Origin of the sequence: Pseudomonas sp. OE 28.3, from assembly GCF_014268205.2 — a bacterium.
GTDB lineage: Bacteria > Pseudomonadota > Gammaproteobacteria > Pseudomonadales > Pseudomonadaceae > Aquipseudomonas > Aquipseudomonas edaphica.
In genome coordinates, this window is the sequence record NZ_CP077082.1 from 5,910,508 (window position 1) to 5,927,067 (window position 16,560).

The window sequence follows — 16,560 nt, forward strand, 5'->3', positions numbered from 1 at the left end:
TTCCAACTCCGTCTAACTATTGATTAAGCCTGAGCGCTTACTTAAGCAGCAGCGCGCCTTCGATGGGCACGTAGCGGCTGGCGGCGCGTATCAGCGAGTTGGCCGTCAGCCCCGGCACGCCGTAGGCCACGGCTTCAACGCCGTGCTTTTGGATGATGCGTTCGAGCAGCATGTCGAAATCACCGTCGCCGGAAGCCAGTACCACTTCGTCAACGTGGTCGGCGGCGTCCATGATATCGAGGGTGATACCCACGTCCCAGTCGCCCTTGGCCGAGCCGTCGGCGCGCTGGATGTAGGGTTTGAGTTTTACCGTAAAGCCCAGGTTGCGCAGGATCTGCTGGAATTGCTGCTGCTTGCTGTCGCCACGGTCGATGGCATAGGCATACGCCTCGACGATCTGCCCGCGCGAGCTGATGTCCGCCCACAGCGCCGCATAGTTGAAGTGGCAGCCATACGCCTGGCGCACGGTGTAGTAGAGGTTTTGTACATCGGCGAACACTGCAATTTTTTTCACCGCACTTCCTCATGACAGCCAGGCGCCACGGCCCGGAAAGGTTGCCAGTATGACAGCCATGGGAAAGTTTCAGCGAAAAATCAGCCCGGGGCGACGAAGCGCCCCGGTTGAAGGTGGGTCAGACGAAGGAGTCGTCGTCGCCGAAGGAGGAGGAATCGTCGGAGTAGTCGCTGTCTGCGAAGCTGTCGGATGAGTTGTCATTGCCCCAGCTGTCATTGCCGGCAAACTTCTGGTCGTCATTGCCCCAGTTGCCGTTGTCGCTGGCCGGTGCCGGTTCTTCGCGGATGATTTCTTCCACCACCTGCGGCTGCTGCGAGTTGTGGCTGAACAGGCTGCTGATGCCTTCGGCCAACATCACACCACCGGCCACACCGGCGGCGGTTTTCAACGCGCCACCGAGGAAACCACTGCCGATAGGCGCGGCCGGTGCTTGCTGTGGCTGTTGATAGTTTTGCTGCGGGGCACCGTAGTTCTGTTGCGGTGCAGGCTGGCCGAACGATGGCCGCGCCGGTTCACGCCAGCCGCCGCCGGAAGAAGGCGGTGCGCTCTGTGCAGGCTGCGTGTCACGGGAGGCGCCACCGCCGAAGATACTCGACAGGAAGCCACCACTGCTCGGTGCCGGTTGCGCGGCCTGGGCACGCGCCTGTTGCAGCTCATCCTGCAATTGCTGGATCTGCTGCGCCTGCTGCTTGTTCTGCGCGTCGAGGCTCTTGATCGCGTGCTCTTGCACCAGGATCGACTGGGTCATGTAGTACCCGGCGGCCGGTTGGCGAGTCATGTGCTCCTTGATCCGCGCTTCGGCCAGGGCGTCGCGGGGGGCTGAGTCCGTTTCGGCTTGTTGCAACCGTGAAAACAGTCCATCGATCAGGGTTTGCTCTTCGCTGTTCATGGCGACCTCGTTAGATTGCCGGTAGAAATCATGGGCCCGCCTGTGATCAGGTGAGCTACAGCGTAGTTATGGGGGTGTTACCAGACGTTTCAATGGTCTTTACGCAAGGTTTACGTTTGCTTACCTCTCGTCATGATCGGTTAAAGTGTTGGCCTTGCTTTTAGGGCTGTGATGAACCTGATGAATCCGTTAGACGTATTGCGCGACTCCCTCCGTTTCACCCAACGCAACCTGGGCGCCATCGTCCAGCTGTGCCTGCCGTTGGTGATCCTCGAAGCCCTGCTGCAACAGGTGCTCGACCACACACTGGGCCCGGATGCGTTCCCCGGTTACAGCGTGGTCGTCGGGTTGTTGGTGTACCCGCTGTACACCGGCGCCTTGATCCTGTTTCTGGATGCGCGCACCCGTGGTGAGTCGCCCAGCACTAAAGATGTGTGGGCCATGGCCCTGGCCATGTGGCCGCGTTTCGCCCTGCTGACGGCGGTCAGTACCTTGTTGATTCTGCTGGGGCTGTCGCTGTACTTCCTGCCGGGCCTGTGGCTGATGGTAGTGCTGGCGTTTGCCGAGTACCTGCTGGTGTTGCGCGGCATGTCGGCGCTGGAGGCGATGAAGGAAAGTTTCCGTCTGACCCGTGGGCATTTCTGGCGAATTCTGGTGTGCCTGCTGTGCGTGATGACGCCGTTGTGGCTGCTCAAAGGCGCGAGCGTGGCGGTGTACCCCAACCCCGCGCCGCTGCTGGGCTTGCTGATCGACAGCGCCCACAGCTTCCTGCAACTGTTTACCAGCGTGGTACTTTTCCGTTTGTTTATGCTGATCGGTGGCGATGCCGACGCACGGTGATATGCTCCGTGCCACCTCTGATAACGCTATAAGCCGAGCCAATGACCCGTTTATTGCGCATCACACTGCTGAGCCTGTTGATCATCGCGGGCCTGCTCGCGGCCCTGATCTATAGCCTGACCTGGCGCCCCGTCGACAAGCAGACCCTGCCCGTCAGCTGCGTCGCGCCACGTGCGCCGACCCTGCTGCCGGGGCAGGCGCTCAAGGTCATGACCTGGAACGTGCAATACCTGGCCGGCAAGAACTATGTGTTCTGGTACGACAGCCCCGACGGTAAAGGCCCGGACGATCGCCCTACCGTGGAAGACATGGCCTTCAGCCTGGACGAAGTGGCTCGCGTGATTCGCGACGAACAGCCCGACATCCTGTTGCTGCAGGAACTCGATGAAGGCGCCAAGTCCTCTCACTATCAGGACCAGGTGGCGTTGCTCCAGGAGCGCCTGGTCGACCTTTACCCCTGCAGCGCCCAGGCGTTCGACTGGAAAGCCGACTTTGTGCCCAACCTGCACATCTTCGGCAGCGTCGGCCGCAAGCTCGTCACGCTGAGCCGCTACCAGATCGAACACGCCGAACGCCTGCAATTGCCGGTGTCCCCGGCCAACTTCATCAGCCGCCAGTTCCAGCCGAAACCTGCGTTGTTGCTGACCTATCTGCCGTTGAGCGATGGCGGCCAACTGGCCGTGCTGAATACGCGCCTGGATGGCGATAAGCCTGGGCGTTCCGCCGTGCAGGAGCAGGTAAAAGCCACGGTAAAACTGCTGGACAAGTTCGAAGGCCGTGGCACGCCATGGTTGATTGGCGGGGATTTCAATTTGCTGCCGCTGGGGCAATTCCTGCGCCTGAATGCGGGCAAGCGCGGGCAGTATTCGCCGGACAGTGAGCTGCATTTGTTGTGGGATAAGTACCCGATGATCCCGAGTAACAGCGAATCCAGTGGGATTGACCGGGCGAAGTGGCTGACGCACTTCCCCAATGACCCGAGTGTGGATGGGCCGGATAGGACCTTGGATTATTTGTTCTACAGCCCAAGGATCAAGCGGGTGGAGGCCAAAGTGCGCCAAGACGACACACTGCGCATCTCCAACCACCTGCCAGTGATCGCCCGGTTCCTGCTGCCGGCCGCGCAATAACCCACAATTCCCCTGCGGGAGCTGGTTTTTGTGGGAGCTGGCTTGCCTGCGATAGCATCGCCTCGGTGAAAGGGACAGACCGAGTCGTCTGTATCGCAGGCAAGCCAGCTCCCACATTGGATCTTCACATCACCTACTTTCGGGGTTTGATCCGGGCGGTGGGTTCGGCCACCAAGGGGTCATCCGGCCAGTAATGCTTGGGGTATCTTCCTTTCAAATCCTTCTTCACTTCGGCATAGGTACTGCGCCAGAAGTTCGCCAGGTCCTGCGTCACCTGCACCGGCCGACGTGCCGGGGACAGCAGGTGCAGCTTGACCACTTGGCGCCCACCGGCAATGCGCGGCGTGTCCGCCAGCCCGAACAATTCCTGCAGGCGCACCGCCAGAATCGGCGGCTGTTCGCTGTAGTCCAAGCGCACCGACGAACCCGATGGCACTTTCACATGTTGTGGCGCCAGCTCGTCCAGGCGCTGGGGCAGCGGCCAGGGCAGCAGGTTGTGCAGGAAGCTGGAAATATCCAAATTAGAAAAATGGCTCAGGCGCGAGACTTTGCCCAGATAAGGCATCAGCCAATGTTCCAAATCGGCCAGCAAGGCTTTGTCGCTGATATCCGGCCATTCGCTGGTTTTACCCGCATCCAGCTGGCGCAGCAGCATCACGCGCGCCTGCCACTGGCGCAGTTCGGGCGTCCACGGCAGCAGCTCCAGGCCTTTGCGGCGCACCAGGTTGACCAGTGCCTGGCTGCGCGCGGACTCATCCAGGCCGGTCAGCGGTTCACGGCTTAGTACCAGCTCACCGACTTTGCGCTGGCGTTCGGCCCGCAATACGCCTTCGCGTTCATCCCAGTCCAGTTGGTCGACGTTGCGCACTTGCTCGGCCAGCACGCTGTCGAACAGCGCCGGGTCAAAATCCGCCGCGAGGTAGATGCGCTCTTCGCGCTGGCCCTGGCGGCTGCCAAGGTCGGCGATCACCAGCCAAGGTTGTTTCATCAGGCTGTCGGCCTCGGCGAACAGCGCGGCGCGGCCATTGGCCAGGCGATATTCGGCGCCACCGGGGCGGCGTTGCTGAGCGACGCGGTCCGGATAAGCCAACGCCAACAAGGCGCCGAGCCAACGCGGGTGGTCAGGGTCGGCCACAGCTTGAGTCGGCTGGCCGCGCAAATAGCCCCGGTACTGACGGGCCAGTTGCTTGGCCCGCTGCACGCCGCCCTGGGTGCCACGCGCGCGTTCTTCGCCCGACATCAATGCCAGGCGGCTGTGCAAATCCGCGCCGCCGCCGCGCAAGATATCGCGCTCCCCCAATAAGGCCGCCACATCACAAGCGGTCGCGGCCAGCCCCAGGTCCTGGCCGCGCAGCAACAAGTGGGCGATACGCGGGTGCGCGGGCAACTCCGCCATTTTCTGGCCATGGGCAGTGAGTGTGTCGTCGTTTAACGCGCCGAGGCGCACCAGCAAATCCTGGGCCTGGGCATATGCGGCGGTCGGCGGCACATCCAGCCACACCAGTTGCGTGGGCGTCACGCCCCAGCGCGCCAGTTGCAAGGCGAGGCCCGCCAGGTCGGCGGCGAGAATTTCCGCGCTGCCATAGGCGGCCAAACCTTCGTGCTGGTCTTCGGACCACAGGCGATAACACACGCCCGGCTCCAGGCGCCCTGCCCGGCCGGCACGCTGGGTGGCACTGGCGCGGGAGATGCGTTGGGTGTCGAGGCGGGTCATGCCGCTGCCGGGGTCGAAACGCGGCACCCGCGCCAGCCCGGCGTCGATCACCACGCGCACGCCATTGATGGTCAGGCTGGTCTCGGCAATGTTGGTGGCCAGCACCACTTTGCGCTTGCCGACCGGCGCCGGGTCGATGGCGGCGCGCTGGGCGTTGAGGTCGAGTTCGCCATGCAGCGGGCACAGCAGCACATCATGGCGATCACCCAAGGCGTCGGCCAGCTGTTGATTGACCCGGCGAATCTCGGCCTGCCCCGGCAGAAACACCAGAATACTGCCCGTTTGGTCCTGCACCGCGTCGAGGACGGTCTGCACCACGCGCGGCTCGATAAATTCACCGGCCTGGTACGGCCGCCCCCAGCGCATCTGCACCGGGAACATGCGCCCTTCGCTGCGCAGGATCGGCGCATCGTTCAGCAAGCCGGCCAGGCGCTCGCCTTCGAGGGTGGCGGACATCAGCAGGATTTTCAGCGGCTGTTCGTCGCGAAACAACTGGCGGCCGTTGAGGCTCAGGGCCAGTGCCAGATCGGCGTCGAGGCTGCGTTCGTGGAACTCGTCAAAAATCAGCAAACCCACGCCGTCCAGCGCCGGGTCGTCCTGCAGCCGGCGCGTGAGAATGCCTTCGGTGACCACTTCGATGCGGGTGTTGGGGCCGACTTTGCTGTCCAGGCGGATGCGGTAGCCGACGGTTTCACCGACTTTTTCACCCAGCTCACTGGCCAGGCGTTCGGCTGCCGCGCGCGCGGCAAGCCGCCGAGGCTCGAGCATCAAGATGGTTTGCCCGGCCAGCCAAGGCTCATTCAATAAAGCCAACGGCACGCGGGTGGTTTTACCGGCACCGGGCGGCGCTTCCAGCACGGCCTCATGGCGATTCGCCAAGGCGTCACGCAGGGCGGGTAAAACATCATCAATCGGCAACGAATTCATACTGGCTCCAAAGCAGAGCGGCGAGTATAACGGCGAACGTTCGTCCTTAATTGGAATGCAGGCAAATGTGGGAGCTGGCTTGCCTGCGATAGCGGTGGGTCAGCCCGCCCATGTGGCACTGATACACCGCTATCGCAGGCAAGCCAGCTCCCACATTAGAGCGGCGTGGCTCGACAGAATTGTCATATAGTTTCGTATCAACCGTGTTCAGGAGCATTTTATGCGTATCGCTTCCCGTGTTATCGGCGGTGTCCTCGCCGTCACCCTGCTGAGCCAACTGACGGCCTGCGGCTCGATTTTCTACCCGGACCGGCGTGGCCAGATCGACGGCAAGATCGACCCGGCCATTGCCGTGCTCGACGCCGTGGGCCTGCTGTTTTATGTAATCCCGGGCCTGATCGCCTTTGGCGTGGACTTCGCCACCGGCGCCATCTACTTCGAGCCGGGCAAGACCGCCCAAGTCGCACCCGAGAAGCTGCATGAAGCCATCGGCGCCGACGGCAAAGTCGACAACGCCAAGCTGCAATCCATCATTGAGAAAGAAACCGGCCGCAAGCTGCCGCTGGACGATCCGCGCATGATCCAGTTCAAGGGCAGCGTGCAACAGCTCGCGTCCCTGGGCCTGCAACCCGCCGCTTAAGGATTCGTATGACCAGCAGCCCCGAACACGCCAGGCTCCTGCGCCTGGCCACCCGCGCCTCGGTGGGCGTGGCCTGTGCGCTGATTATCACCAAGGCCATCGCCTGGTGGTTCAGTGGCTCGGTGAGCATGCTCGCCGGGTTGACCGACTCGCTGCTCGATGGCATTACGTCGCTGCTGAACTTGCTGGCGGTGCATTACGCACTGCGCCCGGCCGATGACGATCACCGTTATGGGCATGGCAAGGCCGAATCGCTGTCGGGCATGGCCCAGGCGTTGTTTATCGCCGGCAGTGCAGTGTTGATTGCATTCCAGGCGTACCAGCGCTTGCTGCACCCGGAGCCGGTCGGTGCGCCGTGGCTGAGCATTGGCGTCATCGTGTTTTCGCTGGTGATGACCGTGGCGCTGCTGATGCTGCAACACCGGGTGATCCGCGAAACCGGCTCCAATGCCGTGCGCGCCGACTCACTGCACTATCGCTCCGACTTGATGCTCAACGGCAGCATTCTGGTGGCACTGGTGTTGGCAGGGTTCGGCTTTCATCAGGTGGATGCGTGGTTCGGCCTCGGCATTGCCGCGTATATCCTGTGGAGCGCGATCCAGATCGCCCGCGAGAGCTTTGCCGTGTTGATGGATGAAGAACTGCCGCCGGATGTCAGCCAGCACATGCTGGAATTGGCGCGCAGTGTGCCGGGCGTGCTGGGCGCGCATGATTTGCGCACGCGCATTTCCGGCAGCCACTGGTTTGTGCAGTTGCACCTGGAGTTGCCGGGGGAATTGACCCTGTCAGTGGCCCACGGCATCAGCGACCAGGCCGCCGATGCCATTCACAAGGCTTACCCGCGTGCTGAAGTGCTGGTGCACGCCGACCCGCGGGAAGTGGTCACGGGCAACAAGGCCTAGTACTGCACCTGATAGCCGCGACTGGTCAGGCAGTTGCCCTGGGCCTGGCGGTAGGTTTGCACCACCGCCGGGTCCGGGGCATAAGTGACGGTGCGTGGGTCGAAACCGCTTTGCTGCACTGCCCAGCGATAACAGTCGTAGCCGTCCTGCTGTACCTGGGCCGGTGACTGGCCGTTGGCCGGGTAGGCCACCACGTCATAACCGTTGCCCTGCGGCGCGGGTTGCGGCGCCGGTACTTCGGTAGGCGGCTGCACCACGACGTATTGCTGGGTAGCGTTTTCATAGGTGTAGTAGGAACCCGCCGCGAGGAAGAACAGCGCGCTGCCCACCCACACTTCACGGGCGTAGTCCGGCAGGTATTGCACACGGATCCCGTAGGGCGGCGTCACCACCACATAGCGCGGGCCTTGCGGGCGATACCAGTAGCCGCCGGAGAAGAAGTAATCCTGGCCACGGTAAGGCACACGGTAATTGCGGTCCGGGAAGCGGTCGACGGTGTAACCGGGACGATATTGCGGGCCTGGCCCCCAGCCGTTGCCATGCCCATTGGGGCGACCCGGCCAGCGGTTGTCGTTCGGGTGACCATTATTGAAGCCGCCGCCCGGACGCGGGCCTGGGCCATTGCCGGTCTGCCAGTGCTGGTTGCCATCGTTACGGCGCGGGATGTCCTGATAGTAGCCCTGGCGGGGTTCCTGGGTTTGGCGCACGGTGTCCGGGCGGCCCTGGATCGGCAGGTTGTTCGCAGGCTGCGGTGCCGGCCGCGGTTGCTCGGCATTTTGCGGGCGGCCTTGCCACTGCCCACCGCCGTGCTGCTGTTGCTCGGCGCGATCAACATGCGGGTTCTGTGGGCGCGGCTGGTTGTTTTCCGGACGCGGTTGAGTGTTCTGTGGGCGCGGTTGATTATTTTGCGGTCGCGCCTGTTCATTGCCGCGCCCGCCTTCCGGGCCTCTTTCATGCTGACCACCGCCTTCATAGCGCGGGTCATCGGCCATTACTTGTGTGCCGACGCTCACCATCAGCAAACCTACACCTGCCATACGCCAGATGCGCTTCATGCTATTCCTCACTGCGGATTAGGGCCTGGAATGTCCGGCCTTACTGCATGAGACTGGAAAAGCCTCACCCGGTTCTGAGACAGGTTATCAGTCACGAGAAGTATTTTTTGAGCTAAAAGCGCAGACAAAGAAAAGGGGCGACCCGTCGGCCGCCCCTTGAGAATTTCGTCCTGGCTCAACGCTTTTGACGTTGGCTCACCTCACGCCGTCTTGTGGACAGTGTGCAGCCTGGAGGCCGGCTCAACCCTGCTGGGGCGGCGGCCGCAGCAGGCCTGATTGGGCCAACTGCAGTGGACTGTTGTCCAGGCGGTGATTCTGTTGATAAAGATACAGGCCAACGTCCGACAGATGATTGCGAAGATTGCGTCAATAAACAGTGCTTGCGCAATTTTTAACCCTTCATAGATAATTCACCGCAATAGTTACGACAAAGGCCAACCCAATGAGCAAGCTTGACCGATACGACCTGAGTATTTTGGCTGAATTGCAGCGCGACGCGAGGATCTCCAACCAGGAGTTGGCCGAACGCATCGGCCTGTCGCCGTCGCCGTGCTCACGCCGGGTCAAGCAGTTGGAAGACGACGGCTACATCTCACGCCAGGTTGCACTGCTCGACCGCAAGATGCTGGGCCTGAGCCTTACAGCCTATGTGCTGATCGGCATGGACCGTCACACGCCGGAGCGTTTCGAGAATTTCGAAGCAGCGATCCGCACCCTGCCGCAAGTGCTGGAATGCAGTTTAGTCACCGGGATGGATGCGGACTATCAGTTGAAAGTGGTGGTGCCGGACATGGACCACTACCAGAAATTGCTGCTGGGGCATTTGACCCGGATTGAAGGCGTAACCAGCGTAAGGTCGAGCTTTGTGCTCAACCAGGTGCTCAACAGCACCGAGTTGCCGTTGACGCACCTGCGTACCTGACCTCAAGCACACTGGTGATCCCCTGTGGGAGCTGGCTTGCCTGCGATAGCGGTGGATCAGTGGCATATCCTTAGCTGACACACCGCTATCGCAGGCAAGCCAGCTCCCACATTGACCGCGTTACGACGCAGGTCAATGTTGTGCCTGAAGCCCTGCTTTATACTTCCCGCCTGCCCTGTCGGAAAAAATCCCCATGAACAACATCGACCCCGCCCTCTTTGAAGAATGGATGATGACCGGCCTGGTCACCATCCTGATCATCTTCATGGGCTTTATCGTCTGGGACCTGGCGAAAAAATCCAAGGCCGGACGCTTTGGGTCGTTCATCCTGTTTTTTGTGCTGGGCCTGGGCGTGGCCGCGTTCATCATCAAGAGCGTGGTGATCGGCCTGATCGAGTCCGGCGCTTTATAAACGCGCCGGCACTGCCTTCCATTGGCCCTGGTCCAGGCCATCAATCGACCAGTCACCAATACGCACGCGCACCAGACGCAAGGTGGGCAAGCCCACCGCAGCGGTCATGCGCCGCACCTGGCGGTTACGCCCCTCACGAATGACCAGCTCCAGCCAGTGCGTCGGCACGCTTTTGCGAAAGCGCACCGGCGGGTTGCGCGGCCACAGTTCAGGCTCGTCCAACTGCCGCGCTTCGGCGGGCAAGGTCATGCCGTCATTAAGCTCTACACCGTCACGCAGGCGCTGCAATTGCTCTTCGGTGGGCTCACCCTCAACTTGCACCCAGTAGGTTTTCGCCAGCTTGTGCTTGGGGTCGGCAATGCGCGCCTGTAACTGGCCATCGTTGGTCAGCAGCAACAGCCCCTCACTGTCACGGTCCAGGCGACCGGCCGGGTAGATGCCGGGGATATCGATAAAATCCTTGAGGGTCGCGCGCCCACCTTCGTCGCTGAACTGGGTCAGCACATCGAAGGGCTTGTTGAACAGGATCAACTTCGGCTCGGCCGGTGGCGCCTTGGCGACACGCCGCGTTGCGGAGTACGGGGGTTTCACGCCAGGGCGGCGCGAATCGGGGCGGGCAGGACGGGACATGGCAAAGGAACATCTAACGGTCAGGACCGACAATGCTAGTGGCCTGACCGCTAAATGACCATCCCAACCGCTTAGCGGAACGGCGGCTCGTCGAAACTGCGCAGTTTGCGCGAGTGCAGCGAGTTGAGTTCGGTGCGCAACAAATCCACCGCCTCGATGCCGATTTTCAAGTGCTGGCTGACCGCACGCTCATAAAACGCGTTGGCCGAACCCGGCAGCTTGATCTCGCTGTGCAGCGGCTTGTCCGACACGCACAGCAAAGTGCCGTACGGAACCCGCAAACGGTAGCCTTGGGCCGCGATGGTGCCGCTTTCCATGTCCACCGCCACAGCGCGGGACAGGTTGATCAGTGGGCGCTCTTGCGCCCAGCGCAGTTCCCAGTTGCGGTCGTCGTAGGTCAGCACGGTGCCGGTGCGCAGGCGTTTTTTCAGCTCTTCGCCTTTTTCGCCGGTGACGTTGGCAGCGGCTTGCTGCAAGGCCATCTGCACTTCGGCCAGGGCCGGGATCGGGATGTTCGGCGGCACGACGCGGTCGAGAATCCCGTCGCGGCGCATATAGGCGTGAGCCAATACGTAGTCGCCGATGGTCTGGGATTGGCGCAGGCCACCGCAGTGGCCGATCATCAGCCAGCAATGCGGGCGCAGCACGGCCAGGTGGTCGGTGATGTTTTTGGCGTTGGACGGGCCAACGCCGATGTTCACCAGCGTCACACCGTGGCCGTCGGCGGCCTGCAAGTGATAGGCCGGCATCTGGTAGCGATGCCAGACCACGCCTGCGGCAATGGCCGACGCTTCACCGTGGTCCATGCTCTTGTCGATGATCACGTTACCCGGCAGCACCATGCGAATAAACCGCGGGTCGCTGCGCAGTTGCTCCAGGCCATGCAGGATGAACTGGTCAACATAGCGGTGGTAGTTGGTCAGCAGGATCCATGGCTGCACATGGCGCCAGTCGCTGCCGGTGTAGTGCACCAGCCGGCGCAGGGAAAAGTCCACGCGCGCCGCATCGAACAACGCCAGCGGCAGCGGGTCGGTGTTTTCCCAGTCGTAGAGGCCATCGGCAATGCCGTCGGTGGCGGCAGACAAGTCGGTGCTGGGGAACACACGGGCGAGGGTCGCGGCGGTGACACCGGAGCCAGCCAGTTCATCACCCTGCTCCACCACATACGGGTAGGGAATATTCTGCTGGCTGACGCCGACTTCCACCGTCACGGTGAAGTCGTGCATCAACGGCACCAGTTGCTCCAGCAGGTACTTACGGAACGCCGCCGGATGGGTGACGGTGACGCTGTAGGTTCCCGGCAATTGCACCTTGGCGTATGCGCGGGTGGTCTGTGGGACTTCGCCGTGGCAGTGGTAGGTCAGACGCAGTTCCGGGTAGCGGAACTGCGCACGTTGTTCGGCGTCAGGCTCGACGCGGTCCTTGAGGTATTGCTTGAGGGCTTGGTTAAGCGCGCCAGTGGCACGCTCATGCAGAGCCGCCAGCCGGTCCACGGCTTCTTCAGCGGTTTGAACGACAACAAAAGCTTCGGTCACGGTAAGCATCCTGTGTTCTGACTTGCAGGCCTTTATCTTGCCTGTATCCCGGCCTCACTGAAACACCGGGTTTGGAATGCTTTGAAAGGTGGGAGCTGGCTTGCCTGCGATGGCGGTGTGTCAGTCACTGAATACTTGGCTGGGACACCGCCATCGCAGGCAAGCCAGCTCCCACATTTTGACCGTGTTCAATCAGAGGGATTGTGGAGTTGAACGGGTAACGATCGCCGCCACATCCATCCCGCGCGGCAAAGTGCCATACACGCGGCCGGACGATGCCCCCAGGCGGCTGGCGATAAACCCGTCACTGACCAGCGCATTCCCGGCCTCCAGCAACAGCTTGGCCTGCAACGCCACGGCAATGTCCTCGGTCAACTGCCGCGCGCGGTACTGGATGTCCTGAGTGTCCATAAACGCCGACTTCAATTGCTCGATATGCCGCGCCAGCTGCTTGTCACCATGCCCATCGCCCAGTTCGACAAACAATGCCTCCAGCACGCCCGGTTCTTTGGACAATGCCCGCAGCACGTCCAAGCACTGCACATTGCCGGAACCTTCCCACGTCGAATTCACCGGCGCCTCACGGTAAAGACGCGGCAGGATACTGTCCTCGACATAACCGGCGCCGCCCATGCATTCGGCGGCTTCATTGATCATGGCTGGCGCGCGCTTGCAGATCCAATACTTGCCCACCGCCGTCACCAGCCGGGCAAATTTGGCTTCCTGTTCGTTATCCAGATGGTCCAGCGCCCGGCCCATGCGCATGCTCAAGGCCAGGGAGGCTTCGCTCTCCAGCGCCAGGTCGGCCAGCACGTTTTGCATCAACGGTTGTTCACTGAGCACGCGGCCGCCGACTGAGCGATGGGCGCAATGGTGGCTGGCCTGGGTCAACGCCTGGCGCATCAAGGCGCTGGAGCCGACCATGCAGTCGAAACGGGTCATGGCGACCATTTCGATAATGGTCGGCACGCCCCGGCCTTCTTCGCCAACCATCCAGGCCAGGGCGCCACGAAACTCCACTTCGCTGGAGGCGTTGGAGCAATTGCCGAGTTTGTTTTTCAGGCGCTGGATGTAGAACTGGTTGCGGGTGTCATCCGGGCGATGCCTTGGCAGCAGGAAACACGTCAGGCCTTTGTCAGTCTGCGCCAAGGTGAGGAACGCATCGCACATCGGTGCCGAGCAGAACCACTTGTGCCCTACCAGCTCATAGGCTTGGCCGGGGCCGCCGGCGCCCACGGGATAGGCACGGGTGGTGTTGGCGCGCACGTCGGTGCCGCCTTGCTTTTCGGTCATGGCCATGCCGATGGTGGCGCCGGCTTTGTGGGCGATGCCGACGTTGCGTGGGTCGTATTCGGTGTTGAGGATTTTCGGCAACCAGGTCTTCGCCAGGTCCGGTTGCAGGCGCAGGGCCGGGACGCAGGCGAAGGTCATGGTCAACGGGCAACCGCTGCCGGCTTCGGCCTGGCTGTGCAGGTAGGTCATGGCGGCGCGGGCCACATGGGCACCGGGCTGCGGATGCGCCCACGGCAGCGATGGCAGGCCATGCTCGACGGCGGTGCGCATCAGTTCATGATAGGCCGGATGAAATTCCACCAGGTCGATGCGATGGCCGTAGCGGTCATGGCTGTTGAACACCGGCTTGTTCTGATTTGCCAGGAACCCGGCCGCCATCAACGGCCCACCGGCCAGCGCGCCGTACGCATCAATACGCGCCTGCGCCCAGCCGGCGCCAAAGCGTCGCGACCATTCTTGCAGGGGCAGGTCGATACGATAAAGGTTGGTGCCGTCCAGGGACGGCGGCTGGTTGGTGACGTCGTGGGTTTCGGCAAATTGATGCAGGTTCATGACGGGCCTCCTGGAAAATAGGCCACGTGCGGTTGAGGCCTGAATTTCAGTTAAGCACCGTCATCGGGCTTAAAAAAGTGGCATACCCGCCTATTGTTCGGCGCTTTCGCCCTCTAACGGGCACAACAGGTGCCGCTCCAGCACCGTTTGCAACGCCTCGAAACGTACGGGTTTGCTGAGGCGTTCGGTGATGCCGACCCCATGACAACGCTCTCGATCCGGGGCGTGCAGCGAGGTGCTCAGGGCAATTACCGGCAGCTCGCCGCAGCCGGGTAGCGCACGAATCTGACAGCACAACGAGAAGCCGCCCTCGGGTATATCCAGCAGCACCGCATCAAAGGTTTGGTCCTGAAAAAGCGCCAAGGCGGCCGGGCCGTTATCCACGGTTTTCACCCGATAACCCAGCTTGAGCAACATGCCGCGTACCGCCAATTGGCCGACACTGTTGTCGTCCACCAACAGCACCGTACATTCCTGGGGCGCTCGTTGCGCGTGGGGTTTGTGCGTTGCCGGCTTTGGCTCGGGCGGCACCGGGTTGACGCTCATGTCCAACTGGAAGCGGCTGCCCTTGCGGGGCTCGGAATGATGGGTCAGGCGCCCGCCGAGCAGTTCGATCAACTGCCGACAAATCGCCAGGCCGATGCCCAGGCCGCCGTATTCGCGCGTCATCGAACCGTCGACCTGGAAGAAGCGCTGATACAGCGTGGCCTCATCGAGGAAAGCGAAGCCGATGCCGCTGTCGGTCACGATGAAGCTCAGGCGCAGTTCGCCGTCACTGTGCGGCACACCCACCACGCGCAAGCGCACCGCACCTTCGTGGGTGAACTTGAAGGCATTGTCGAGCAGGCAATCCAGGCATTGGGTGAGTTTGCCGGCATCGCCAATCACCCGATCCGGCAGTTCATCGGCCACGTCGATAGAAAACTCCAGGCCTTTGCTGTGCGCGCTGGCGGTGAATTGCTGGCGCAAGGTGTCGAGCGTGCCCCGCAGGCTGAAGACCTGGGGATGGGCGGTGAGGCGCCCGGCCTGCAATTCGGTAAGGGTGAGAATGCCGTTGACCATGCGCATCATGTCCCGCGCAGAACCGGCGGCGGTTTGCTGGTACTGGGCAAGGTCGTCATCCAGCGGCACGGTCTGCATCAGCTCCAACGAGCCGATCACGCCATTCATTGGGGTACGAAGTTCGTGGGTCAGCGTGGCGAGGAATTCATCTTTGAGGCGGTTACTGCGCGCCAATTGCTGGTTGAGCACTTCAAGCTTCTGGCTGGCGTCGAACAGGATCTGCGCCTGCTGCTCACGCATGCCGTTGATGCGGTCCGCCAGGGCCAGGGACAACAGCGCCACTTCGATGGCCGAGCCGAGCTGGCTGGCGTACATGGTGAGGAACATATTGGGCAGGTAGCCCAACACCATCAGGGTGTTGACCACCCCGCCCAGCAGGAACGCCGACCAGGCGATGATGAAGTAACGCGCCATGCGCTGGCCGCAATACCAGGCCTTGATGGCGGCCACAAAGATGGTCACGGTAAACACCAGCGCCAAACCTGTGGCCAAACGCAGGGCCACGGCGTAGCTGGTCAGCAGCGCCAGCACCATGACCAACGCGCCAGCCGCTGCCAATGCCAGCAAAACCCGGTCAAGCCAGCGGCTGTGCTGCGCGGTGTGCAGGAAACTGCGCGCGAACAAGCTACCGAACAACGCCGCCGAACCGATCAGGAAAGGTACCGCCGCATTCGCCCACCATGGATTGTTCGGCCAGAAATATTCCACCGCCACGCCGTTGACCGAGAGCTGGTAGAGGCCGAACGAAGCGATATAGAGGATGTAAAAGAGGTAGCTGGTGTCGCGCACGCTCAAGTAGATGAACAGGTTGTAGACCAGCATCCCCAGTAACACGCCATAGATAGCCCCCAACACATACAGGCGCAGTGGCTGCTGCTCCAGGTAGGCGGTGGCAGACCATAGCGTCAGCGGTGCCTGGATCGAGCCTTGGCTTTGCAGGCGCAGGTACACGGTTTGCTGCTGGTCAGGCACGAAATTGAGCTTGAACAGGTAGTTGGCCTGGCGCACTTCACGGCTGGAAAACGCCAGGGTGCTGCCCGTGCGGGTAGTCAGGCGGTAATTGCCGGTGCTGTCGCGCTGGTACAGGTCCAGTTGGTTAAGCGGCGGGTACGCCAACTCCAGAAACCAGGTGCGCGGGGCGCGAGGATCAGTGGCGGTGTAATGCAGGTCGACCTTGAGCCAGAACACCGAGCGTGAATAGCCGGCGTTGAGGGTGGCTTTGTCATGGGGTTTGAACTGGGCGGCGAAGGCGGGAGTGCTGACATCGGCGATGGTGAGGGCGTCGGTTGGGTCTTCGAACACTTGCATGACGCGGCCCAGCGGCAGGCTTCGAGTATCCGGGTTGAACTCGATGGCGCTGGCGAGCATCGGCAGCCCGCACAATAAAAAGATCAGCAAATAGCGCATAGAGCCCCAGCGTGGCCTGTCCGGTTATGTCAAAAGTCCCCCATTCCTTTTGAGTAGACGTATACCGGCGATACATTAAGTTGTTTGGATCCACTCTAGCATAGCCGCTAGAGGCCATTGGACACCATTGAAATAA

The 16,560-nt window shown here is 61.9% G+C and carries 14 protein-coding genes; 6 read left to right on the top strand and 8 right to left on the bottom strand.

Going from position 1 to position 16,560, the window contains the following annotated elements; genetic code table 11:
* Positions 1-37: 37 nt before the first annotated feature.
* Together HU759_RS26525 and HU759_RS26530 are read right to left on the bottom strand one after the other, a co-directional pair.
* The gene (locus tag HU759_RS26525) at positions 38-514 is read right to left on the bottom strand and encodes an NYN domain-containing protein (protein ID WP_017139349.1); all 477 of its coding nucleotides are present in this window, start codon (positions 512-514) and stop codon (positions 38-40) included.
* 118 nt (positions 515-632) lie between these two features.
* Positions 633-1,403, bottom strand: a complete 771-nt coding sequence (locus HU759_RS26530; protein ID WP_169987358.1) for a DUF2076 domain-containing protein — start codon at positions 1,401-1,403, stop codon at positions 633-635.
* Positions 1,404-1,583: 180 nt separating this feature from the next.
* On the opposite strand from HU759_RS26530, the gene HU759_RS26535 reads away from it, so the two are divergent.
* Positions 1,584-2,243: a YciC family protein gene (locus tag HU759_RS26535; protein WP_026013864.1), complete on the top strand. Its 660-nt coding sequence runs from the start codon at positions 1,584-1,586 to the stop codon at positions 2,241-2,243.
* Between the two features lie 41 nt (positions 2,244-2,284).
* Positions 2,285-3,373 carry an endonuclease/exonuclease/phosphatase family protein gene (locus HU759_RS26540; protein ID WP_186617104.1) on the top strand — a complete coding sequence of 363 codons (1,089 nt, stop codon included), beginning with the start codon at positions 2,285-2,287 and terminating at the stop codon, positions 3,371-3,373.
* A gap of 133 nt (positions 3,374-3,506) precedes the next feature.
* On the opposite strand, the gene hrpB is transcribed toward HU759_RS26540, so the two are convergent.
* Positions 3,507-6,014: an ATP-dependent helicase HrpB gene (gene hrpB, locus HU759_RS26545; RefSeq protein ID WP_186617106.1), complete on the bottom strand. Its 2,508-nt coding sequence runs from the start codon at positions 6,012-6,014 to the stop codon at positions 3,507-3,509.
* A 220-nt stretch (positions 6,015-6,234) separates the two neighbouring features.
* On the opposite strand from hrpB, the gene HU759_RS26550 reads away from it, so the two are divergent.
* Together HU759_RS26550 and HU759_RS26555 are read left to right on the top strand one after the other, a co-directional pair.
* On the top strand, positions 6,235-6,654 hold the full coding sequence (locus tag HU759_RS26550; RefSeq protein ID WP_017139354.1) for a hypothetical protein: 420 nt from the start codon (positions 6,235-6,237) through the stop codon (positions 6,652-6,654).
* A gap of 8 nt (positions 6,655-6,662) precedes the next feature.
* Positions 6,663-7,556 (top strand): cation diffusion facilitator family transporter, encoded by an 894-nt coding sequence (locus HU759_RS26555; protein ID WP_017139355.1) that lies wholly within the window; start codon positions 6,663-6,665, stop codon positions 7,554-7,556.
* Here HU759_RS26555 and HU759_RS26560 read toward each other — a convergent pair.
* A complete protein-coding gene (locus HU759_RS26560; RefSeq protein ID WP_017139356.1) occupies positions 7,553-8,611 on the bottom strand; it encodes a DUF6515 family protein in 1,059 nt (352 codons plus the stop codon). The two genes, HU759_RS26555 and HU759_RS26560, sit on opposite strands and share 4 nt — an antisense overlap.
* A gap of 442 nt (positions 8,612-9,053) precedes the next feature.
* Between HU759_RS26560 and HU759_RS26565 the strand changes: the two genes are divergently transcribed.
* Positions 9,054-9,533 (top strand): Lrp/AsnC family transcriptional regulator, encoded by a 480-nt coding sequence (locus HU759_RS26565; protein ID WP_003176264.1) that lies wholly within the window; start codon positions 9,054-9,056, stop codon positions 9,531-9,533.
* 202 nt (positions 9,534-9,735) lie between these two features.
* Complete coding sequence (locus tag HU759_RS26570) at positions 9,736-9,945, top strand: DUF2788 domain-containing protein (protein ID WP_025999909.1); 210 nt, start codon at positions 9,736-9,738, stop codon at positions 9,943-9,945.
* Here the strand turns inward: HU759_RS26570 and HU759_RS26575 are convergent.
* From HU759_RS26575 to HU759_RS26590, 4 genes are all read right to left on the bottom strand, one after another.
* Positions 9,940-10,575, bottom strand: a complete 636-nt coding sequence (locus HU759_RS26575; RefSeq protein ID WP_017139357.1) for a pseudouridine synthase — start codon at positions 10,573-10,575, stop codon at positions 9,940-9,942. The genes HU759_RS26570 and HU759_RS26575 overlap by 6 nt on opposite strands.
* 71 nt (positions 10,576-10,646) lie before the next feature.
* On the bottom strand, positions 10,647-12,119 hold the full coding sequence (gene amn, locus HU759_RS26580; protein ID WP_169987367.1) for an AMP nucleosidase: 1,473 nt from the start codon (positions 12,117-12,119) through the stop codon (positions 10,647-10,649).
* Between the two features lie 183 nt (positions 12,120-12,302).
* Positions 12,303-13,955, bottom strand: coding sequence for an acyl-CoA dehydrogenase family protein (locus tag HU759_RS26585; protein WP_169987369.1), 1,653 nt, complete (start codon positions 13,953-13,955; stop codon positions 12,303-12,305).
* Between the two features lie 90 nt (positions 13,956-14,045).
* A complete protein-coding gene (locus tag HU759_RS26590) occupies positions 14,046-16,424 on the bottom strand; it encodes a hybrid sensor histidine kinase/response regulator (RefSeq protein ID WP_017136072.1) in 2,379 nt (792 codons plus the stop codon).
* Positions 16,425-16,560 lie beyond the last annotated feature (136 nt).